This window comes from Rhizobium sp. Leaf311 (assembly GCF_001423445.1).
Lineage (GTDB): Bacteria > Pseudomonadota > Alphaproteobacteria > Rhizobiales > Rhizobiaceae > Agrobacterium.
Map to the genome: position 1 here is coordinate 86654 of NZ_LMNZ01000021.1, position 22793 is coordinate 109446.

The following is a 22793-nucleotide window of genomic DNA, read 5'->3' on the forward strand; positions in this document are numbered from 1 at the left end:
CATTTGTGTTACCAAGACATGAATCTTTTCAGGCTGGTAAGGGCGTTTTTTTGCAGTGGACGTGAAAGATTTTCCCCTTCGCAGCGACTCTTCTCAGAAAGTTTGCCGCGGCTAACTTCATGATCATAATGCGAGCATCTGTGGATTGATCTATCGCTGGCGCTGGATGGGACCTCCAAATTGCGGAGGGCGATGCCGGAACTGCGTTAGTCACCGCATAAATTTCGTCGCGCTCGGCTGCTCTAACATGCGCAGATATCTCTCATGATATATTCCGGGATGGCCGCCGCATTCGCTCTCGGATGCGGGTGAAGCTTTAACGGTGCTGGGCAGCGGACTGTGCTAGATGCAAGACCGTCGTATCGACTTTTGAACTATAGCTATCTGCTCTCTTCCTTTTCCCTTTGTTGGCCCGCCAAAATTGGTTGAAGTTGGGGGCGTGGGTGGAGCTGGAATTTCACCCATTATTGCTGGGGCCTAAAGTTTGCCGCGGCTAACTCGATCGAGGCGCACCCAACCCGTTTGAGATCGCGTCGTCAGATTGCCCGCGCACTGACGAGAGCATCGCGGTTCGTCCGCGTTCACTGATGGCTTGCCCGGATGTTGCTTCACTAGGTATGAGGTCATTCTCTGATGTGGGAGGGTCCCCTACTCGGAGCGCGAGGTGTAGCCTGTTCAGTGTTCATTCTGACAGACGAATTCCCGATCTCACGCCGGTTGAGGTAGGCATCCGTGATCTCCGACGGACGTGACCTTAAGGCCGAGCGCCGCCGGTCATAGTGAATGTTTCTTTTGTACCTGATGATCCTATCTCCAAACCGAATCCATCGGTTGAGCGAATGCCTCTCTGAAAGATTGGGACAGATGCGCCTAGCGCGATGTGATCACTCAATCGGCGGCTAGATTTCGAGCACTTCGCTCGTTCCATCGAGATCTTTGGTGAGCTTTTGTAGATGAGCAAAACGGCACCATGGGGTCGTCGCATGATCTGACTGCCACGCGTAAATGTCATTTCAGGTGCCTTGACAGGAGCGCGGACTTGGGGGATTACTTGCTCGTCCTAGGCTGAAGGCCAGACTCATCGACGCCAACGGAGCGTCTGAGCATCTCAGGACAAACAATCAAAACATCGAAATAGAACTTTGAAAAGTGTCATACGAAGTGATGAAACGAAACGCCGTTTTCGCTTTCACTTGCCTGTTTTTCCTGAATGAAAACAGTTCGATGATGTGATGTAAAATTTAAGAAAAATTTAGCGTTTGAACCAGGGCGACCGTTGGCCGCCCCGGCTGCATTCTGGCGTTACGCAGCGCGCCGCAGGGCATCTCCGATAACGGAAACGATGTCGCTGATCTGACTTTCCTCGATGATCAGGGGAGGGGAAAGTGCAATGATGTCGCCCGTGACGCGAACCAGCAATCCCTTCTTGAAGCAATCAACGAAGACATCGTAAGCGCGGGTTCCCGGAGCACCGTCCCGGGGCGTGAGTTCGATAGCGCCGACGAGACCGAGGTTTCGAATGTCGTGGACGTGAGGAGCACCCTTTAGCGAATGGAGGGCTTCTTCCCATGCCTGAGCGAGGGAGGCAGCGCGTGTCAGCAAGCCTTCCTTCTCGTAGATTTCGAGTGTAGCGATACCTGCGGCGCAGGCTACCGGATGTCCGGAATAGGTGTAGCCGTGGAAGAGTTCGATCTGGTTTTGTGGCCCCTGCATCAGCGCGTCGTAAATGCTGCGCTTTGCAAAAACCGCCCCCATGGGAATGGCGCCGTTGGTGATGCCCTTTGCGGTGGTCACCAGATCCGGCACCACGCCGAAATAATCCGTCCCGAATGGTTTGCCGAGGCGACCGAAGCCGGTGATGACTTCATCGAAAATCAGCAGGATGCCGTGCTTGTCTGCGATAGCGCGAAGTCGCTCCAGATATCCCTTGGGCGGCAGGATGACGCCGGCGGACCCTGACATGGGTTCAACGATAACCGCAGCGATCGTTTCCGCGCCGTGAAGGGCAACCAGGCGCTCAAGATCTTCCGCCAGTTCGACGCCGTGCTCGGGCATTCCCTTTGAATAGGCGTTGCGATCGACATCGAGTGTGTGACGCATATGGTCTGCGGAAATCTGCGGGAAAACGCGTCTGTTGTTGACCAGCCCGCCAACGGAAATTCCGCCGAAGCCGACGCCATGATATCCCTTTTCACGACCGATGAAACGGGTGCGGGTGCCTTGGCCGATTGCTCTTTGATACGCGATCGCAATTTTGAGCGCGGTATCGACAGATTCTGAACCGGAGCCGGTAAAGAAGATACGATCGAGCTGGGCATCCGGACCGCCGGGCGCATTCGCTGCGAGTTTCTCGGCAAACTCGAAGGCGATCGGGTGGCCCATCTGGAACGTGGGCGCGAAATCCATGGTCGACATCTGCCGCTCTACAGCGGCGGTGATGCTCTTGCGGCCATGGCCGGCATTGACGCACCAGAGACCGGCGGTGCCGTCCAGAATCCTGTTGCCGTCAATGTCGGTATAATACATGCCTTCGGCACTCGCCAGAAGGCGAGGGGATTCCTTGAACTGGCGGTTTGCAGTAAAGGGCATCCAGAAATTTGAAAGATTGGGCAGGTTCGATTTGCTGTTGTGGTCCATTGGGTTTCCCTCTTAGAGATGCCTATCAATCCTGCACTTATCGCTATCGAACAAGTCTTTTTCCGCATTGTCCTAGGCAATTGTTTGAGGAAGCAGATATCGAAATATGTCTCGGTCGCTGCGCGGACTGGAGCCGATGAGTGAGGCAGGGCAAACACCGCTCACGCATTGGCCCAAGACAGAAGATCCTGCGTTTCGATGGAATAGAATTCTGTGCCGACAATAGCGTCGTTGACGACGCAAGGCTCGTTGGATGGGTCATGATCTGCCTGCCGCGACCGGACATCGAGGCGCGCCACTCCATTGTGACGCCCGGATTGCCACAGTTGAGAAAACCAGGCTTGGCATGGTGAAAATGTCGACTTTCACCAACTGAACCCTGCGTTCAGTTGCCGATGGATGGAGTGAAAGGTTCCGGCGAAACTGACCTCTATAATTTGTTTGGAAATATCGATCAAAGATTGACAATAAAGAGTTTTTTTGAATTATAAGATGACAACTTTATAAGGTAAATGTCATGTTGGCGATTCTTGCGGACGATTTGACCGGTGCGCTGGACTCGGCAGCACCGTTTGCCGCACGCGGGCTTCGCGCGGATGTTGCGCTTGACCTGAAGGCCGTGGCCGAGATTATCGCGGACAAGCCGGATGTCATTTCGATCAACCTGAACACCCGCGAGATCAGCGCCGATGAGGCAAGGATTGCCACGGCTGCAGCGATTGGCTTGTTGCCAGCCAAGACGCGTCTCTTCAAGAAAGTCGATTCCAGGCTTAAGGGCAATATTGCCTCCGAGCTCGAGGCCATCCCATACTCCCGCGCACTTGTCGCACCTGCCATTCCGGCATTTGACCGGATTGTCGAGGCGGCGCATGTCAAAGGGCATGGTATTGATACACCGATCTCAATTGCGGAGTGTTTCGGGTCGCATTTTGTCCGTGTCGAAGCTCCAGATACGCTGTCTCATGACGACATGGAAGATGTGCTTGCCGCAGCCGAGAACGACGGTACTGACCTTCTGATCGGGGCGCGTGGCCTTGCCGAGGCGCTTGCCTGCCGCATGACGGGAGGGGAAGTCCCGCAGGTGGCGATCGTGCCGCCTGGCCGAGCCATTTTCGTTATTGGCTCGCGCGATCCGATTACACTCGCCCAAATCGACGCACTGCGCGCGACGGGCGCGGTGAGTTATGTAGCAGCGCCAAACGGTCATATCTCTGGTGGCCTTGAAGCCAATGCCGCGCTGACATTGATACAGGCAACGCCGGGTCCCAGTGAGACAACCTCGCAGGCGGTTGCTGACGCTCTAGGTGGCGGCCTTGGGGCCATTCTATCCAGGAATGACGCCACATTGCTTCTGTCTGGCGGTGCCACGGCGGATGCCGTGATGCGAAGCCTTGGTGTATCCCGGCTCCATCTCCATGGTGAATGCTTGCCGGGCTTAGGTGTTGCCTCCGAAAATGGGCGCTATATCATAGCCAAATCAGGCGGGTTCGGCCATTCCGATACCCTTAAGATTATTGCAGAGATGGTTCTGCGGAAGGCAAGTTGAGACATGGGACTGGAAGCCGGAATCGCTCGCAAAGGCCTTCCCGACATCGTGTTCGAACGCATGTTGCGGGCGATCAAATCAGGTGCCTACAAATCTGACGAGCGGCTGCCCACGGAACACGAACTTGCGGCCGAATTCGAGGTGTCCCGTCCGGTTGTTCGCGAGGCTCTCAAGCGCCTTCGCGACCAGGGTCTGATCTATTCCCGCCGTGGTGCGGGGAGTTTTGTCCGCTCCGTGGGCTTAAGGCAGCCGCTCGGTTTCGGGCAGCTGGAAAATGTCGCCGATCTCCTCAATTGCTATGAATTTCGCCTGACACTCGAGCCTGCCGCCGCTGCGGCAGCGGCCAGCCGCCATGATGCTGAAAGTCTGAAAGCCATCAGGCAAGCGTTGGAACTGCTCCGCGATGCGACCAACAGACAGTCGCACCGCGAGGATGCTGACTTCCAATTTCATCTTGCTATCGCGCGCGCAGCGCAAAACACCTATTTCTCGACAGCCATGGAAGCCCTGAAAGACCACATTGCCGTGGGAATGAAATTTCACGGTGCTTCGATCAGGCGGGAGGCCTCCGGGTTGACCCGTGTTTTTGCCGAGCATGAGGCTATCGCCAACGCAATTGCGGATCGCCGGGAAGAGGATGCGCGAAGGCTTATGTTCGAGCACCTTCAGGGATCGCGTGGAAGGCTTTTTCAGGCGTCGCAATAGCCTGTGGCTGATGTGCGACACTGAACGAACTGACGAATTGAAGGGCAGCGAGACCGCGCTGCCCCAATGGTTGGCGTCAGAAACTGGCTCTATAGATACCAAGAACGTCATCAACGCTCATATCGGCCGGATTATTGTCCATCAACCGACGGATGGCGTGGGCATCTTCAGCGTAGCGGGACAGATCGTTTTCCGTCGCGCCATGCCGGGCAAGCGACATTTCTAATCCGAGATCGCCACAGAACGCCAAGGCGGCGTCACGCAATTGCGCCTGAGAAAGGCCACTCCCGAGACCGAGCGCCTCGGCAACTTCCGCTGTCTTTGCCGAAACGACTGGCTGGTTGAAGGCCAGGACGTGCGGAAACACGATGGCATTGGCTAGCCCATGCGGCAGGTGCAGCAGCGTTCCAAGCGGATAAGCAATGGCATGACCTGCCGCCGTATTGACAGGCCCGAGGCAAATGCCGCCATAATAGGAGGCCAGCAGCAAGCCCTCGCGCGCCTCACGATCCGACCCGTCACGCACCGCTCGGCCTAGATATTTCCCGACGAGGTGAAAGCCCATCCTGGCGAAGCCATCAATCATGGGATGCGCACGCTTGTTGGTAAAAGCTTCGACACAATGCGCCATCGCGTCTACGCCAGTTGCAGCTGTGACCGCTGGCGGTACGGAGTAGGTCAGCTCGGGATCGAGAACGGCGAGATCGGCAATCAGATGCGGGCTTTCAACCGCGATCTTGTTGCCCTTGACCGGATCAGTGATCAGCGAGCGGATGCCCGCTTCGGAACCTGTACCCGCAGTGGTGGCGATCTGCGCCAGCCGCGTTCGCCGGCCAGTCACCCTGTTGGGTCCTGCGACATCTGCGAGAGTCTGCTCACCATCCCACATGGCTGCCACCAGCTTGGCCACATCCATGACCGAACCGCCACCCAGGCCTATCACCAAATCCGGCTTGGCCGCACGTGCTGCCGCAAGTGCGGCATCGAGCGTCGAGATTTCCGGTTCGCCCGGAATAGCATCGAACAAAGCGACTTTGCCCGGTAGCTTCAGGCGGTCAACGAAGCTGCCCGTGATCGGTGAGGCAATGACCAGCGTCGACGAAACTTCGCCGACCCAGTTGGAGACGTCTCCGATTGTTCCGGCACCGACGATCAGCCGTTTTGGCTGATGCAGGGTAATGACTGGGGTGCTGGTCATGCCTGCGCTCCCTTGGAAGTGCTGCCAGCCACAAGCTTGCGTGCATAGGCAATGGCGGACAACATATTGCCGTGGTTGGCGATGCCCTTGCCTGCGATGTCGAAAGCCGTGCCGTGATCCACAGAGGTACGGTCGATTGTCAAATCAACGGAAACATTAACCGCCGTATCGAAAGCGACGAGCTTGATCGGGATGTGTCCCTGATCATGATACTGCGCCACAACAAGATCGAACCCGCCGGAATAGGCGCGGTGAAACACCGTGTCGGCGGAAATCGGACCATAGGCATCAATGCCTTCGGCGCGAGCGGCAGCCACTGCGGGCGCGATCTGGTCGTCGTCCTCCGTGCCGAAAAGGCCATTTTCACCGCAATGGGGGTTGATGCCGGCAACAGCGATACGCGGGCGCTCGTAGCCGGTGCGCTTCAGATGCTCGTTGCCAGCCTTGATGGTAGCCAGAACCCGTTCCGTCGTTGCCCGGCGGATCGCCTCCTGCAACGATACGTGGGTGGATACGTGGATAACCTTCAACTTTTCCGAGGCCAGCAGCATATAGGCGGCGGCTGATTTGGTAAGGCTGCGCAACATGCCCGTGTGGCCATCATAATGGTGGCCTGCGAGATTGAGCGCTTCCTTGTTGATGGGGGCCGTGACGATGCAGCCGATCTTCCCGGCTTCGGCATCGCGCACTGCCTTTTCGATAAAGCGGAACGCAGCGTCACCGGCGACAGGCGAGAGCTGCCCCCAGGCCAGCGGCGCACCCTCGACAGGCAAATCGACAACGTAAGGCGCCAGATCTATGTCGACATTCAGCGCCTTGCGAGCCGCTTCCAGGGTGGGCAGGTTGCCATAGATGCGGGTGGCGGCGCGGTTCGCTTCATCCATCTCGGCCAGCGCCCGCACCGTGATTTCCGGCCCTACGCCGCAGGGGTCGCCCATGGTGATGCCAATGATATTGCTCATGATTTATCTCCCGTCTGCCGCATGTGCCCAGCCCGGAGCCAGACGAACATATTTGATAGCGCGCCGATGATAGGTGTAGGCGATGTGAAGCGAGCCATCGGCTCCCTCAAGAAGCCACGGATAGGACATTTCCTTGTTGTGGCCATCGATCGAGTTGTTCGAAAGGCAGGTGCCCGGCCCCTCTTCAATGATGATCCGCTGCGGAAAGCTTTTTGCGCCATCACTGGAAATGCAGACGCTGACAGGCGCGCGCGGCACACCCCAGATGGGCACGCAACCGCCATCGGGGTCGGCATCGGGCCGGTCGTCATCTTCGCCCAGCTCATCATAAAGCGAGGCGCGTCGGTCGCTCGACATATCGGCATTGATGGGATTGCAGATCATCGCGATGCGGCCATCGTGCAGACGGATCGCGGCGATAGAGGAATTGTTGTTGGGCACATCCGTTGGCTGAGGTTGCGACCACGTGCGGCCGCCATCAACACTTTCCGTGCGATAGACGAAATCGGCCTGACGACGGCGAAACACCGCTGCCAGCTTTTCATCCCCGATGGAGACCGGGCTCATATGCACGCAGCCAGTGGACTGGGCGACATCCTCCAGACGCCAGGTCTTACCGCCATCTTCGGAAATGCCAACCGCAGCACGGTCATGACTGCCGTTCCATTTCTGGCCTGGACGCTGGATGCACCGGAAGATCGGCAAAAGCCATGCACCATCGTCGCGAACCATAAGCGGGGCACGAACGAAACAACCGCGCGGCAGGTCGAGATATCGCCCGTCGCCAGCCGTCAGTCTGGTCGGATCCGACGCGTCGCGCGAAACCTGCGCCATGCGGATACGGCATTCATCTTGATTGCCGGATGGCTGCGACGTGTGGAACAAATACAGTGTCTTGTCGGGTGCTGAAAACAAAACCGGGTTCTGCTCGGAGTGATCGGGATCGAAGCTCAGCCGCTGCGGCTCGCCCCATTGATCGGACCCTGCCATCAGAACTGACGCGAAGATGGAAATATCCGACTTTCCTTCCAGCGTGCCACCAAACCAGGCGCAGATGAGCGCGCCATCATCGGCAAGATGCAGGAAGGATGCATGGTTCTGAATCATGGGCGAGGCCAACACGGCTTCGTGTCGCCCCTTTCCAGCAGCTTCAACCTTGCCGGTCATGACGGTTGCAATCATTTCAGGCGTCATTTTGGCCTCCTCTTACAACCACGAAAATCATCAAATTTGCAAAGTTGTCAAGTTTGAAAAGTCTTGTCAGTTGCAAACTACGAGTCGCTTAGGCGTCATAAATAATTGTAAATATTGTATTTTATTCGTCTGGATTTTGCACAAATAGATCGAAACAAATAATTAATTTGACAAACTTGCCGATAAATTCCATGTTCAGCGTCAGCCCAGTTAAGGCGCCGTCGGGCAACGATCCGTCTACGGTGGCGCGTAGGGTTTCACGGAGGAATGCTTTCAAACCGCGCAGCAGTCATGCCGTCGCGAGGTGAAGATCAAGCGGTGCGACCAGCACCCACAAGGGAGGAGAATGACATGAAAACCTCGCGTCTTTTCGGAGCTGTTCTGGGTTCCGTTCTCGCATTCGGGCCCGGCATTGCGCCAGCCAACGCCGCATCGACAGACATCAAGATCGTTTTGCCAGAGGAGGCCGACCTGCTTGAGCCCTGCATGGCAACGCGCTCCAACATCGGCCGCGTCATCATGGAAAATGTCAGCGAAACGCTGACCGAGCTCGATGTCCGCGGGAAGAAAGGCGTCATGCCGCGTCTGGCAGAAAAATGGGAACAGACAGGCGATGGCGTCTGGCGGTTCCATTTGCGTCAGAATGTGAAATTCTCCGATGGCAAGACGTTCGGTGCCAAGGATGTCAAATACAGCTTTGACCGCATTTTCAGCGACAAGAATATTTGCGAGTCGCGCCGCTATTTCGGGGGCATGAAGTTCGACGTGAAGGTGGTTGACGAAAGCACCATCGATTTCAAGGTTGACCCGGTTCAGCCGATCCTGCCTCTGCTGCTGTCGCTCGTTACCATTGTTCCAGAGGGAACGCCGCTGGAATTCGTGCGCGAGCCTGTTGGCACCGGCCCTTACAAGCTGTCCAACTGGACGCCGGGCCAGCAGATCGTTCTCGAAGCACGTGACGATTACTGGGGCAAGAAGCCTGCCGTCACGAAGGCAACCTATTTGTTCCGTGCTGATCCGGCCGTTCGCGCCGCCATGGTTCAAGCCGGTGAAGCCGATCTGGCACCTTCCATTGCCCAGGTGGATGCCACCAACGACAAGACAGACTTCTCCTATCTCGACAGTGAAACCGTCTACTTGCGCCTTGATGGCAACATAGCGCCACTTAACGACGTTCGCGTTCGCAAGGCGCTGAACCTTGCCATCGACCGGCAGGCCTTTATCGGCACGCTCGTTCCGCAGGATGCCGTGCTTGCAACAGCTTTGGTGCCGCCAACCACGCTTGGCTGGAACCCTGACGTCAAGGTCTTCCCTTACGATCCGGACCAGGCAAAGAAACTGCTGGAAGAAGCCAAGGCCGCTGGCGTTCCGGTCGACACGCCTATCACCATCATTGCGCGCACAGCCAATTTCCCGAATGTGACGGAAATCATGGAAGCCGTGCAGGCGCAGTTGCAGGAAGTTGGCTTCAAGGTCGAGCTTCGTTTCGTCGAAGTGGCGGAGCACGAGGTCTATTATTCCAAGCCCTTCAAGGAGGGCCGTGGCCCGCAGATCGTCGCTGCCATGCACGACAATTCCAAGGGCGACCCATCGTTTACGATGTTCTTCAAATATGACAGCAAGGGCACGCAGTCTGGTTTCGCCGACAAGAAGGTCGATGATCTGATCGCCCGCGCCTCTGCTGCCACTGGTGAAGATCGTGCAAAACTCTGGTCGCAACTCATGGCTTACGTCCATGACGATCTGGTTGCCGATGTCCTCCTATTCCACATGGTCGGTTATTCGCGGGTGTCGGAACGCCTGGATTTCAAACCAACCATCGCCACCAACTCCATGTTGCAGCTCTCTGAGATCGGCCTCAAGCAGTAAGCATGAAAAGGCACCATCCGACCCCTGATCGATCATCATCAGGTCGGGAGGGTGGTGCCCGTCAACAAAGGTCAGGGCGGCACGCATCCCGTTGCCATCCTGTCCATTCAACAAGAGGGCGACTGATCGTCCTGTCGATGTGAAGTGGACGGCGCAATCGCAGTCGCCCATTCCAGCTTGATCGAGGTCTCAATGCTCAGATTCATCCGCAAACGCGCCCTCGCCAGCCTTATCTCGCTGATAGGGCTTCTGATCATGGTGTTTTTTCTCTCCCGCCTGACCGGCGACCCCGCTTCCTTGTTTCTTCCCGTGGAAGCCTCCGCTGAAATGAAGGCCGAATTTCGGGCGCTGCATGGGCTGGACCAGCCACTCCTCGTTCAATTTGTGCAATATGTCGGCAACGTCATGACCGGCGATCTCGGCGAAAGCCTGCGCAAGGCCCGCCCCGCTCTCGACGTTGTTCTGGAAGCTTTTACCTGGACGCTGTGGCTTGCCGTTATCACGATGACGCTGGTTACCGTCTGTGCCATCGTCGTCGGGTCGCTGGCGGCGTTCCGCACGGGCGGTTTCTTCGATCGCTTTTCCTCGATGGTGTCGCTGATCGGGGCGTCAGTGCCTGATTTCTGGCTTGCCATCGTTGCCATCGTCGTGTTCGCCATCCAGCTCTCCTGGCTGCCAACCTCAGGCACCGGCACATTCTCCCACTGGATTTTGCCGATCTGCGTTCTCTTCGTTCGCCCCTTCGGCATCATCGTGCAGGTCGTGCGCGGATCGATGATCTCGGCGCTATCCTCCGCCTACGTCAAGACGGCCCGCGCCAAGGGCGTAAAATCCGGCCCAATCATTTTCATCCACGCACTGCGCAATGCGATGCTGCCCGTGATAACCGTCATCGGCGACCAGGCTGCGAGCCTGCTCAATGGCGCTGTCGTCATTGAAACGATCTTCGGCTTTCCCGGCGTCGGCAAACTGATGATCGACAGTATTCTACAGCGTGACTTCAACGTCGTGCTGGCGGCAATCCTTGTCACCGCTTTCGCAATTTTCCTCATGAACCTCGTGATCGATCTGGCCTATGCTTTGCTCGATCCGCGCATTCGCTACTGAGGATCGACATGATCATGGCCACTCAATCCCCCAAAACCGCCGATAACGGCATGGCAAAAGAACCAGTTACCGAAGAAGCGAGCGCCATCGTGCGTATGGCGCGCATGCTGTGGGCAGACAAGTTTGCACTCTGCGCCGCAATATTCCTCGTCGTCGTGATAATCCTTGCGATCATCGGCCCCACCCTGCTCAATGAGCTCGCCACCAAACAGAACCTGCGAGGCCGAAACCTCGCGCCCTTCGATTTCAGCCGCGAATGGTTCATGTGGCTCGGTGCCGATGCGCTGGGGCGCCCGCTCTGGCCACGCATCATCGTTGCTACCCAGAACACGATCCTGGTCGCGGCTGGTGCTGTCTTCATATCTGCCGTTGTTGGTACACTGCTGGGATTGATAGCCGGCTTCTCATCGCAGCGCACCAGCCAGATCATCATGCGGCTTGCCGACGTCATCATGTCGTTCCCCTCCCTGCTCGTTGCCGTGATCGTGCTTTACATTCTAGGCTCTTCCATCCTCAACCTGATGCTGGTCCTGTCGATTACGCGTATTCCCGTGTATCTTCGCACCACCCGCGCAGAAGTCATGGAAATTCGCAGCCGCATGTTCGTGCAGGCAGCCCGCGTCATGGGCGCTTCTTCAAAGCGTATTCTGTTCCGGCATATCCTGCCCGTTGTTCTGCCGACGCTGACGACCCTGGCGACGCTGGATTTTGCCTATGTCATGCTGGCGGAAAGCGCCCTTTCCTTTCTCGGCATTGGCATTCAACCGCCGGAGATTACCTGGGGTCTGATGATCAGTCAGGGCAGGCAATATCTTACCAATGCCTGGTGGCTGTCTTTCTGGCCCGGTCTGGCGATCATCCTGACCACGCTATCGCTCAACCTTCTGTCCAACTGGCTGCGTATCGCGCTTGATCCCGTCCAGCGCTGGCGCCTGGAGATGAAAGGACCGAAACATGGCTGATCATTTGCTGGAGGTACGTAATCTCTCGGTGGACTTTTACACCGCGACGGGCACCGTCCACGCTGTGCGCAACATTTCCTACCATCTGGATCGTGGCGAAACGCTTGCCATTCTGGGTGAGAGCGGTTCAGGCAAGTCTGTTTCCTCCTCCGCGATCATGAACCTGATCGACATGCCGCCCGGCAAGATTTCATCCGGCGAGATCCTGCTCAACGGCAAGGACCTCCTGAAAATGGGTGCGGATGAGCGTCGGGCCGTCAATGGCCGTTTCATCGCCATGATTTTTCAGGATCCACTGAGCCACTTGAACCCGGTCTATACGGTGGGCTGGCAGATGCGCGAAGCCCTGAGAACACACGGTATCGACAACCGCCAAGCGCAGGCCGAAGCCTTGCGTCTGTTCAAGCGCGTTGCCTTGCCGGAGCCGGAAAAGGCACTTGATAAATATCCGCACGAGTTTTCCGGTGGTCAGCGCCAGCGCGTCATGATCGCCATGGCTCTGGCGCTCAAACCCGACCTGCTGATAGCCGACGAACCAACGACCGCGCTGGACGTGACGGTGCAGGCGGATGTTCTGGCGCTGCTGAAAGAACTCCAGCGCGAAACCGGCATGGGCGTGCTGATCATCACCCATGATCTCGGCGTCGTCTCAGAAGTTGCCGATCGCGTTGTGGTGATGGAAAAGGGCGTGTTGGTCGAAAGCGGCACCGTCCGGGAGGTCTACCGCAATCCACAACACCCCTATACAAAGAAGCTGATCGCCGCTGCCCCCGGCAAGGGCGAACTGCACGAACCAGCGACCGGTGGAGAGCCGATCCTGAAGGTTCGCAACGCGCGCAAATCCTATGGCGGTTTTGAAGCTCTCAAAGGCATTTCCTTTGATCTGAAGGCTGGCGAGACGGTTGCCGTGGTTGGAGAAAGCGGCTCTGGAAAATCCACTCTCGCCCGCATCCTGTTGCGGCTCGATGACCCCGACAGCGGTACGGCGCACTGGAAGGGTCAGGATCTTTTTGCGCTTTCGCCGGGCGAGCTGTTCAAACTGCGGCGTGATCTGCAAATGGTGTTTCAGGATCCGACACAATCGCTCAATCCGCGCATGACGGTCTATCAGTTGATCTCCGAGGCCTGGGTGATCCACCCAGAGATTCTGCCCAAGGCCAAGTGGCGCGCACGCGCCGCAGAGCTGCTAGATCAGGTCGGACTTTCGCCAGAGCATATGGGTCGCTACCCCCATCAGTTCTCCGGCGGACAGCGCCAGCGTATCGCCATCGCCCGTGCACTGGCACTTGAACCGCAGCTGATCGTCTGCGACGAAGCGGTCTCAGCACTCGACGTATCGGTACAGGCGCAGGTGGTCAGCCTGCTCGACAAGCTGCGCCGGGAGATGGGAATTGCTTTCATCTTTATTGCCCATGACCTGCCTCTGGTGCGCGATTTCGCGGATTACGTCATGGTCATGCAGAAGGGTGAGGTCGTCGAATTGGGCACGGTCGGGCAAGTCTTCGACAATCCGCAGCAACGTTATACGCAAGCCCTCATCTCTGCCACGCTCGACCCTGACCCGGACGTGCAGGCAGCCAACCGCAATGCCCGCCTCGCCAGCGTTTCCTGATTTGAATGACCGGAGTAAAGCCGATGACCAAAAAAGCCTTTGTCGCGATCGTAACCTGTTTCAATGATGACGAAACGATCAACTACGAAGCCACCCGCGCACAGGTTCGCCGTCAGGTGGTTGCTGGCAACAACATCATGTGCGCTGGCACAAATGGTGACTTCACCGCGCTCACCCACTCTGAAAAAATCCGGCTTCTGGAGGAAGTGGTTGATGAAGTTGGCGGCAAGGCCGATGTCATCGTCAATGCCGGAATGCCCGCAACTTTCGAGACGCTGCAGCTTGCCAGGGAATTTGACCGTATCGGCGTCAAGGGCATCGCCGTCATCACGCCGTTCTTCATCGCCTGCACGCAGGACGGCCTCGTCCGCCACTTCTCGACTGTGGCAGATGCGGTAAACACGCCTGTTTATCTCTACGATATTCCTGCGCGCACCCAAAACCACATCGAACCTGAAACGGCGCGCAAGCTGGCAAGCCATGGCAACATTGCCGGCATCAAGGATTCCGGCGGCGCACAGGAAACACTGGAAGCCTATCTGCAGGTTTCAAAGGACGTCGAAGGCTTCGAGGTCTATTCCGGTCCCGATCATCTGGTTCTCTGGGCGTTGCAGAACGGTGCTGCGGGCTGCATCTCCGGCCTTGGTAACGCCATGCCGGATGTTCTTGCGGGAATTGTCAAAGGCTTCAACTCAGGGGACATCGAGGAAGCTGAACGGCACCAGTCCGTCTATACCGCTTTCCGTACCGACCTTTACGCCCATGGCTTTCCCCCCGCCATGGTCAAGCGCGCGCTGTATTTGCAAGACGCGTCTGTCGGCGCCAGTCGACAGCCGGCGCTGATGCCCAACGCTGAGCAGGACGCCAAAATTCGCGACATCCTGCAAAAATATAATCTGCTGTCCGGGGCGGACGCTTAAAATATCGCAGACAGCGATCTGACAGGCCGAAAAGCGGCGCGTCGTCACGATGCGCCGCAACATCCTGGTCAACTATGACCTTTTGCTATACCGCTCAGTTACGGAAAGCGTTGCGGCCCGGCGCAGACAGGCCGCTTCCCCTTATCCAGCTGTATTTGGCACAAGGCTCTCATCGTTCAAATTCAATTCCCCGGTGTCGATGAAAGTTTCCAGCATGTCACGGTAGGGGGTGATGTCGATGTTGTTCCTCGCCAGCCAATCGGCGTTATAATAGGTGGCGGCATAGCGGTCGCCGCTATCGCAGATGAGCGATACGAGCGAGCCCTGCTTGCCTTCCTTCATCATGGCCGAGGCAATCCAGCACAGCCCGAAGAAATTCGTCCCTGTCGAACCGCCGACCTTTCTGAACAGGCGGTCAGACAACACGTGCATGGCGGCGATGGATGCGGCGTCCGGGATTTTGATCATGTGATCAATGACACCGGGAATGAAGGATGGCTCCACTCTGGGGCGACCAACCCCCTCTATGCGGGAGGGTGTGGCGCAGGTGACATTGCGATCCCCTGAGACATAGGACGTATAGAAAGCGGAGTGCTCGACATCGACCACGCAGAGGCGGGTCTTCAGGTTGCGGTAGCGAATATACCGGCCGATCGTTGCCGATGTGCCGCCCGTGCCCGCATTCATCACCACCCATTCGGGCTCTGGATGCTCCTCGCTTTTCATCTGTTCGAAGATGGAGTCAGCAATATTATTGTTTCCGCGCCAGTCCGTTGCCCGTTCCGCATAGGTAAACTGGTCCAGATAGTAGCCTCCGGTATCAGAGGCCAGTTTTTCCGCAGCAAGATAGACTTCCGACGGGCGGTCGACAAAATGGCATTTTCCACCGAACCGCTCGATGGCCTCGACCTTCTGCGGGCTGGTGGAATGCGGCATCACCGCTATGAACGGCAGATCGAGAAGATGAGCGAAATAGGCCTCGCTGACAGCTGTCGAGCCTGAAGATGCCTCTACAAGCGTGGTTCCCTGCGCAATTTTGCCGTTGCAGATGCCGTAGAGAAAGAGAGAGCGTGCCAGACGGTGCTTCAGGCTGCCGGTGGGATGGGTCGATTCATCCTTGAGATAGATCGAGATACCGCGCAGCCCCTTGAAAACGGGTTTGACGAGATGCGTATCGGCAGAGCGCCGCCCGTCACCCTGAAGGATGCCGATGGCACGCCGTGCCCAATCACGATTTTCACAGGCGGGCAGGGCGGTAACGGGCGGCATATGCAGGCATTCTTGCATCAGGCGTCACTCCGCTTAAGGGAAATCGAGCGCTCTGGCCCATAAACAGGACATTCAATAACCGCGGTCGTCACGATGATTTATCTCTCCGAGATGTCAATCTTAGAAATAATTTCTATTATATTGTCAAAGTTTGGAAAGTCTATCCCGTAGGCCGCTTCTGCCGCTAATTTTGTCGGTTTGCGAGCCCCCATAGGTGCGTGGGGGCTTCACTTTATAGGGCAAGAGTCACGCTCTTGCCGGCCTGCGCGATCTAGTTCGGCAGTTTTCCGCCAAGTTCATCCTCGATATGGACCTTGATGATCTCGTCAAAGGATGTTTCCGACTTGAAACCGAGTGAGTTCGCCCGTGTTGCATCGAAGCCCGGCGCCCAGCCCGCGACCATTTTCATGATTGCCTCATCCGGCTTTCGCTCGATCAGCGCGACAGCGCTGTCGCCAGCAACTCTTCGCAGCGCTTCGATCTGCTCGCCCACGGTTGCGCTTAGTCCCGGCATCGAAAGCGCCCGGCGCGGGCCGACCTTTTCGAGGTCAATGGTTGCCCCATGGATCAAAAACCCGACCGCTGATCTTGGAGATGTGTGCCAGTGGCGAACGTCTTCCGGGACTGGCAGGATAGCAGGTTTGCCGACAAGTGGTTCTCGCAGGATGTTGGAGAAGAAGCCGGACGCTGCCTTGTTCGGCGCTCCGGGGCGGATGCAGATTGTCGGCAGGCGGATGGCGATACCATCGAGAAAGTTGCGTCGGCTGTAATCTGACAGCAGCAACTCGCAAATTGCCTTTTGCGTGCCGTAACTGGTCAGCGGCGTGGTGTGGTAGTCGTCGGCAATGGGGTAGGGCAGGGGCGCGCCAAACACCGCAATCGATGACGTGAACACAAGGCGAGGCTTGTAACCGTCCACACCATTGGCCAGCCTGATGGCATCGAGGAGATAGCGCGTGCCGTCGAGGTTGATCCTGTAGCCCTTTTCAAAGTCCAGTTCTGCTTCGCCGGATACAATTGCGGCGAGATGGAAGATGACATCGGGTCGCATTTCGACCAGTTTTTCAGCTTCCCCCGGCGCAGACAGATCGCTTTCCGTGCAAGTGACAGTGCCGCTGAAGCCGGGCGGTTTTGCAGGCACGATGATGTCTACCAGCGTCATGGCATCAATCGATTTGCCCCCCAGATGGCCATCGCTGGAAAGCCTGTCCGCCAATTTACGACCGACCATTCCAGCCGCGCCAATGATCAATATATGCATGTTCTCTCCTCCGATTGTGCACCGGGATCGTCAGTCGCCCGGACATTCTGGCGAACTGAAAAAATCCGATTGTAAGGTTGTCTGATAACCTTATATTGTCGAGTTGAAAAGGGATATGCCGCGCGCCTGTGGACGAGTTGGCGCGCTATGCCTCTCCGACGAGGCGCAGAGAAGAGGGAAAAATGGATATAAACACCGATCGCATCGTAGGAGATCTGCAGCGTGCTTTGTTAACCGCTCTCGGTGGCGACGTCGTTTTGACCGACCAGGGCGAGATATCTCGCTATTGCAGGGACTGGCACGGGGACGTGACGAGTGGTGCCGTGGCTGTTTTGCGCCCCCGCTCGACCGAAGCGGTGAGCGCGGCTGTTCGTGTCTGCGGTCATCTCGGCATTGCCATCGTGCCGCAAGGTGGCAATACGGGACTTGTATTGGGAGGCATTCCAGATCAGCCGGAAAACCAGGTGGTTCTCAGCCTGGAACGCATGGCAAGCCTGCGAAAGATCGATGCGGATGATTTCTCTGCTGTCGTGGAGGCGGGCTGCATTCTGTCTGAACTGAAGGATCGCGTTGCGGAACAGGGCATGTTCTTCCCCTTAGCGCTTGGTGCACAGGGGTCATGCCGCATTGGTGGCAATGTTTCTACCAATGCAGGAGGTATCAACGTATTGCGCTATGGCATGACGCGCGAGCTGGTGCTTGGAGTGGAAGTCGTCCTGCCTGATGGCACCATTTATGATGGCCTTTCCACCTTGCGGAAGGATAACCGCGGCATCGATCTCAAGCAATTTTTCATTGGGGCCGAGGGTACGCTCGGCATCATCACCGCCGTCTCACTGAAGCTGATGCCGCATCCTGACCAGATCTCCACCGCCCTTCTGGGCGTGAATTCTCTTGATGATGTCATTGCATTGTACCGCCGTGCCCGGCGTGATTGTTGCGATCTTATGTCGGCATTCGAGTTCATGCCACCGCTTGCCTTCACCCTAGCAAGGGAAGCCATGCCTGATCTGCCCCTGCCGCTTTCAACGGACTATCCCGCCTATGTTCTCATGGAAATTTCGGGCTCTGGTCTGGTTGATGTTGCCGATTTGATGGAGCGATTTCTGGAAAACGTCATGACGGACGGACTTGTGCTGGATGGGGTTATCGCCGCCTCCCAGGCGCAAGCCCGCAATCTTTGGCTGGTGCGCGAAGGCATGAATGAAGGGCAAGCAAAGCGCGGTGCGCATATGCGCACTGACATCTCCGTGCCGCTCTCACGTCTTGCCGATTTCGTACGCGACGCCGAAGCGGCGGTCACGCGCGCCTTGCCGGACTGCGTCAGCGTATCCTATGGCCATGTCGGGGATGGTAACGTTCATCTCAACGTCTTGCCTCCCTCCAGCCTTGCAAAGGTTGAAAGAGATGAAGCGATCTACAGGGCAAAGGTCGTGGTGAATGAGGTCGTCGATATCTACAAGGGCAGTATCAGTGCCGAACACGGTATCGGCCGGCTGAAGAGATCCGACTTCGAGGAAAGATTGGCTGCGCCGCAACGCACCTTGCTGACGGCCGTGAAAAACGCGATTGATCCGGCTGGCATCATGAACCCCGGCTGCCAATTGAAATTCGAAGGCTTATCGTAGAATAGTCTTGCGACACCAAAGGCGGACACATGCATGGCAGCGGACTTTAGCCAGATCAGACGTAACGAGCATCTACCGGCACGTATAGCCGGGCACATTGGCAAGGAAATCGCCGAGGGCCGCATCCTGCCGGGCGAAAAGCTGCCGACCGAGCATATTCTGGCAAAGACTTTCGGCGTCAGCCGGTCCGTCGTGCGGGAGGCAATCGCCGAGTTGCGCAATGAAGGTCTGGTGGAAACGCGCCAAGGCATCGGTGCCTTCGTTTTGGAAGGGACGGGACGCGGTTCAATCCGTATCGAGCAAACCGACCTCTATGACAGGGAAAGCTTTCGCAGCCTGTTCCAGCTTCGAATGCCGCTTGAAATCGAAGCGGCGGGTCTTGCCGCCGTGCACCACGATGAAGAGGATCTGCGGAAGCTGGACGAAGCGCTTGCGCAAATGACGGGTGCGGAAAAATGGACTGATCAGGGCATTACCGCCGATCTCATGTTCCATCGTGCCTTGGCGACCGCCACACATAATGAGTATTTTCCTTTGTTCGTCGGCTTCATCGCGGAAAGAATCAGTCTGGCAATCAATGCCGCGCGGGCATCTGCGGTGCTGGAGGAAATTGTCGAGACGACGATTGCCGAACATGTCGCCATTCGCGATGCCGTCGTGACGCGCGACCCGTTGAAGGCTCGTGCAGCAATGCGGCATCACGTCGAAGGGGCGGCCTCGCGTCTCGCGCTGACCCTTGAGATCTATTAGACGACGCTGGACCGGTTCCTGTAGAAACTTCAAATTTACCGCGTCAGGAGTGCTGGACATGCGGAATAAGTCATACTAGAAGTTTCGTGAGGACAATTGTCAGACATCCTGACAATTGGGCAAGCGGCGCTGGAGGGCGCGCTTGCGAGCATATTTGGAGGGTCATCTTTGCCGCTTGAACGTGTACTGCGCGCAGAATCCATTCTGCCTGACGATGTCGATCACGCCCTGCTTCTGGGGCGCGTTTGGTCAAATCGTTTGTCGGGCCCCTGCATCGTCATGATCTCTGAGGGTCGTGTCCTTGATCTCACGAGCATGGCAGCGACGATGTCGGCACTGCTGGAAACCGAAAATCTGGCCGAAGTTCTCAAGGATTCCAAGGGCTTTGACGATCTGGGCAGTTTGCAAAGCTTTCTGGATGGTGAGACAGGCAAGCTGCTCGCTCCCATCGACCTGCAGGCGATAAAGGCGGCTGGCGTCACCTTTGCCGACAGCATGCTGGAACGTGTTATCGAGGAGCAGGCCAAGGGCGACCCGGCAAGGGCACAGGATATCCGCGCGCGGCTTGCGCCGGTCCTCGGTGACAGTCTCCGCGGCCTCGTTGCTGGCTCGCAGCAGGCCGCCAAGGTCAAGAAGCTGCTTCAGGATATGGGCCTGTGGTCACAATATCTGGAAGTCGGCATCGGCCCGGATGCTGAAATCTTCACCAAGGCGCAGCCGATGTCTTCAGTCGGGTGTGGCGATCTCGTCGGCATCCACCCGATTTCGCAATGGAACAATCCCGAGCCTGAGGTGGTCCTCGTTCTACGCTCAGATGGAACGATCCTTGGAGCCACGCTTGGCAATGACGTCAATCTTCGCGATGTTGAAGGGCGCTCGGCGCTGCTTCTGGGCAAGGCGAAGGACAACAATGCGTCATGCTCGATTGGTCCCTTCATCCGCCTGTTCGACAGTAATTTCACGATGCAGGATCTGCAGAAGGTCCGCGTCGCTCTCGAAGTTCATGGCGAGGACGGCTTCGAGATGACGGGCGAAAGCCCGATGGAAGCAATCAGTCGTTCCCCGGACAATCTTGCCTCGCAATTGCGAAACCGAAATCATCAATATCCCGATGGCGCTGTCTTGTTCCTTGGCACCATGTTCGCTCCGGTCAAGGATCGCCGCGGCCCCGGCGAAGGATTTACTCACGAGGTCGGTGACCGCGTCGATATCTCGACAGCCAGCCTCGGACGTCTGGTCAATTGGGTGGAGCGAACGGATGCCTGCCCGGAATGGACATTCGGCGTGCGCGCGCTCATCCGCAATCTGGCGGAACGCGACCTTCTGGGGAGGGCTTGAGCCATGCAAAGAATATCGGATCTTTTTTACCGCTTTCTTGAACTGCTGCTGATCGTCCTGCTCTCCGGCATGGCCATCATGGTCTTCGTCAACGTGATCCTGCGCTATGGTTTCAATTCCGGCCTCAATGTCTCGGAGGAGCTTTCTCGCTATTTCTTCGTCTGGCTGACATTCATCGGCGCGGTCGTCGCGTTCCGGGAACACAGTCATCTTGGCATTGAAACGCTGGTCATGTTTCTTTCTAGGCGTGGCCGGATTTTCTGCATGATCCTGTCCAACCTTGTGATCATCCTCTGCTCCAGCATTTTCTTTTGGGGCACATGGAAGCAATTTCCCATCAACGCCAGCATGGCTGCCCCGGTAACGGGCATGTCGATGATCTGGGTTTACGGGATCGGCCTGTTCACCGGTGCAGGCATGACCATTATTGCGCTCGAACGGGTGCTTCGTCTGGTCACTGGACGGGTGACAGATGAGGAAATTGCCGCCTTTGCCGGGGAAAACCTGACCATTGAGCAATTGGCGGAGCGCACCTGATGACACTTCTCGTCTTTCTAGCGTCGCTTCTGGGTGCAATGGTCATCGGCGTGCCTGTGGCATTTGCCCTGATGTTTTGCGGTGTCATGCTCATGTGGTTCATGGGCATGTTCAATACGCAGATCATCGCGCAAAACATGATTGCCGGTGCCGACACCTTCACGCTTCTGGCAATCCCTTTCTTCATTCTGGCTGGCGAATTGATGAATTCCGGCGGATTGTCTCGCCGCATCATCGACTTTGCAATCGCCTGCGTCGGTCATATCCGTGGCGGGCTTGGCATCGTGGCAATTCTTGCGGCCGTCATCATGGCCAGCATTTCGGGATCTGCAGCAGCGGATACGGCTGCCCTTGCCGCCATTCTGCTGCCGATGATGGCCAAAGCCGGATATAATGTGCCACGCGCTGGCGGATTGATTGCGGCCGGAGGCATTATCGCACCTGTCATTCCGCCATCCATGGCATTCATTGTCTTCGGTGTGGCTGCCAACGTCTCCATCACCCAGCTCTTCATGGCGGGTATCGTGCCCGGCGTTCTGATGGGATTGTCGCTGGTGATCGCCTGGCTGATCGTGGTTCGCAAGGACAAGGTAGAGCCTTTGCCCAAGGCCCCGATGTCCGAGCGGCTCCATGCCACCGGACGGGCCGCATGGGCACTGGGAATGCCGGTCATCATTCTCGGCGGCATCAAGGCCGGCGTCGTGACACCAACCGAAGCGGCAGTGATTGCGGCTGCCTACGCCATGTTCGTTGGCATGGTGATCTACAGGGAGCTGAAGCCGAAGGATTTGCCACGCGTCATCTTGCAGGCTGCCAAGACCACATCCGTCATCATGTTTCTGGTCTGTGCGGCGCTGGTTTCGGCGTGGCTCATCACGGCTGCCAACATTCCTGCCGAAATCGCCGGATATATCGAGCCTCTGATCGACCGCCCGACACTTCTGATGTTCGTTATCATGGTGCTTGTGCTGGTGGTGGGAACCGCGCTCGATCTGACGCCGACGATCCTTATTCTGACGCCCGTCCTGATGCCCATCATCAAGCAGGCTGGCATCGATCCCGTCTATTTCGGTGTGATGTTCATCATGAACAACTGCATCGGCCTCATCACACCGCCGGTGGGTGTCGTGCTGAACGTCGTCAGCGGCGTCGGACGCATTCCGCTCGGCAAAGTCACCATCGGTGTCTGGCCGTTCCTGCTGGCCCAGACCATCGTTCTGTTTCTGCTCGTCCTGTTTCCGGACCTCGTGCTCGTGCCTGCTCGCTGGCTGCGATAGCAGCCTGACGCCATACTGTCG

At 57.2% G+C, this 22793-nt stretch carries 19 protein-coding genes; 12 read left to right on the forward strand and 7 right to left on the reverse strand.

Features of this window, described 5'->3' with window-relative positions:
• Positions 1-1302: 1302 nt before the first annotated feature.
• Together ASF69_RS19830 and ASF69_RS23185 are read right to left on the reverse strand one after the other, a co-directional pair.
• Positions 1303-2637, reverse strand: a complete 1335-nt coding sequence (locus ASF69_RS19830; RefSeq protein ID WP_062590000.1) for an aspartate aminotransferase family protein — start codon at positions 2635-2637, stop codon at positions 1303-1305.
• A gap of 161 nt (positions 2638-2798) precedes the next feature.
• Complete coding sequence (locus ASF69_RS23185; protein ID WP_156462130.1) at positions 2799-2936, reverse strand: hypothetical protein; 138 nt, start codon at positions 2934-2936, stop codon at positions 2799-2801.
• A gap of 218 nt (positions 2937-3154) precedes the next feature.
• Here ASF69_RS23185 and ASF69_RS19835 point away from each other — a divergent pair, with 218 nt between their 5' ends.
• Together ASF69_RS19835 and ASF69_RS19840 are read left to right on the forward strand one after the other, a co-directional pair.
• The gene (locus tag ASF69_RS19835; protein WP_062590001.1) at positions 3155-4183 is read left to right on the forward strand and encodes a four-carbon acid sugar kinase family protein; all 1029 of its coding nucleotides are present in this window, start codon (positions 3155-3157) and stop codon (positions 4181-4183) included.
• A 3-nt stretch (positions 4184-4186) separates the two neighbouring features.
• Entirely contained in the window at positions 4187-4888 is a 702-nt protein-coding gene (locus ASF69_RS19840; protein WP_062590002.1) for a FadR/GntR family transcriptional regulator, read from the forward strand.
• Between the two features lie 76 nt (positions 4889-4964).
• On the opposite strand, the gene ASF69_RS19845 is transcribed toward ASF69_RS19840, so the two are convergent.
• Genes ASF69_RS19845 through ASF69_RS19855 form a run of 3 tightly spaced genes read right to left on the reverse strand, consistent with a single transcriptional unit; the run spans position 4965 to position 8242 of the window.
• Positions 4965-6086 carry an iron-containing alcohol dehydrogenase gene (locus tag ASF69_RS19845; RefSeq protein ID WP_062590003.1) on the reverse strand — a complete coding sequence of 374 codons (1122 nt, stop codon included), beginning with the start codon at positions 6084-6086 and terminating at the stop codon, positions 4965-4967.
• Complete coding sequence (pdxA, locus tag ASF69_RS19850; protein WP_062590004.1) at positions 6083-7048, reverse strand: 4-hydroxythreonine-4-phosphate dehydrogenase PdxA; 966 nt, start codon at positions 7046-7048, stop codon at positions 6083-6085. Before pdxA ends, ASF69_RS19845 begins: the two co-directional genes overlap by 4 nt.
• Before the next feature lie 3 nt (positions 7049-7051).
• A complete protein-coding gene (locus ASF69_RS19855) occupies positions 7052-8242 on the reverse strand; it encodes an exo-alpha-sialidase (protein WP_062590005.1) in 1191 nt (396 codons plus the stop codon).
• A gap of 351 nt (positions 8243-8593) precedes the next feature.
• Between ASF69_RS19855 and ASF69_RS19860 the strand changes: the two genes are divergently transcribed.
• From ASF69_RS19860 to ASF69_RS19880, 5 genes are all read left to right on the forward strand, one after another.
• Positions 8594-10111 (forward strand): ABC transporter substrate-binding protein, encoded by a 1518-nt coding sequence (locus ASF69_RS19860; RefSeq protein WP_062590006.1) that lies wholly within the window; start codon positions 8594-8596, stop codon positions 10109-10111.
• Positions 10112-10303: 192 nt separating this feature from the next.
• Complete coding sequence (locus tag ASF69_RS19865) at positions 10304-11218, forward strand: ABC transporter permease (protein WP_062590189.1); 915 nt, start codon at positions 10304-10306, stop codon at positions 11216-11218.
• Between the two features lie 50 nt (positions 11219-11268).
• Positions 11269-12180, forward strand: a complete 912-nt coding sequence (locus ASF69_RS19870) for an ABC transporter permease (RefSeq protein ID WP_062590191.1) — start codon at positions 11269-11271, stop codon at positions 12178-12180.
• Positions 12173-13792 carry an ABC transporter ATP-binding protein gene (locus ASF69_RS19875; RefSeq protein WP_062590007.1) on the forward strand — a complete coding sequence of 540 codons (1620 nt, stop codon included), beginning with the start codon at positions 12173-12175 and terminating at the stop codon, positions 13790-13792. The genes ASF69_RS19870 and ASF69_RS19875 overlap by 8 nt, the downstream gene beginning before the upstream one ends.
• A 23-nt stretch (positions 13793-13815) precedes the next feature.
• Complete coding sequence (locus tag ASF69_RS19880; RefSeq protein WP_062590008.1) at positions 13816-14712, forward strand: dihydrodipicolinate synthase family protein; 897 nt, start codon at positions 13816-13818, stop codon at positions 14710-14712.
• 141 nt (positions 14713-14853) lie between these two features.
• Here ASF69_RS19880 and ASF69_RS19885 read toward each other — a convergent pair whose 3' ends face one another.
• Positions 14854-15999, reverse strand: a complete 1146-nt coding sequence (locus ASF69_RS19885; protein ID WP_082469797.1) for a PLP-dependent cysteine synthase family protein — start codon at positions 15997-15999, stop codon at positions 14854-14856.
• Positions 16000-16252: 253 nt separating this feature from the next.
• Positions 16253-17242 (reverse strand): D-erythronate dehydrogenase, encoded by a 990-nt coding sequence (gene denD, locus ASF69_RS19890; protein WP_062590010.1) that lies wholly within the window; start codon positions 17240-17242, stop codon positions 16253-16255.
• A gap of 182 nt (positions 17243-17424) precedes the next feature.
• Between denD and ASF69_RS19895 the strand changes: the two genes are divergently transcribed.
• The 5 genes from ASF69_RS19895 to ASF69_RS19915 all read left to right on the forward strand — a co-directional run bounded on the left by ASF69_RS19895 (position 17425) and on the right by ASF69_RS19915 (position 22772).
• Positions 17425-18870 (forward strand): FAD-binding oxidoreductase, encoded by a 1446-nt coding sequence (locus ASF69_RS19895; RefSeq protein ID WP_062590011.1) that lies wholly within the window; start codon positions 17425-17427, stop codon positions 18868-18870.
• Positions 18871-18903: 33 nt separating this feature from the next.
• Positions 18904-19620 (forward strand): FadR/GntR family transcriptional regulator, encoded by a 717-nt coding sequence (locus tag ASF69_RS19900; RefSeq protein WP_062590012.1) that lies wholly within the window; start codon positions 18904-18906, stop codon positions 19618-19620.
• Positions 19621-19788: 168 nt separating this feature from the next.
• Positions 19789-20958 carry a fumarylacetoacetate hydrolase family protein gene (locus ASF69_RS19905; RefSeq protein ID WP_156462132.1) on the forward strand — a complete coding sequence of 390 codons (1170 nt, stop codon included), beginning with the start codon at positions 19789-19791 and terminating at the stop codon, positions 20956-20958.
• A gap of 3 nt (positions 20959-20961) precedes the next feature.
• The gene (locus tag ASF69_RS19910) at positions 20962-21495 is read left to right on the forward strand and encodes a TRAP transporter small permease (RefSeq protein ID WP_062590013.1); all 534 of its coding nucleotides are present in this window, start codon (positions 20962-20964) and stop codon (positions 21493-21495) included.
• Positions 21495-22772, forward strand: coding sequence for a TRAP transporter large permease subunit (locus ASF69_RS19915; RefSeq protein WP_062590015.1), 1278 nt, complete (start codon positions 21495-21497; stop codon positions 22770-22772). The genes ASF69_RS19910 and ASF69_RS19915 overlap by 1 nt, the downstream gene beginning before the upstream one ends.
• Positions 22773-22793 lie beyond the last annotated feature (21 nt).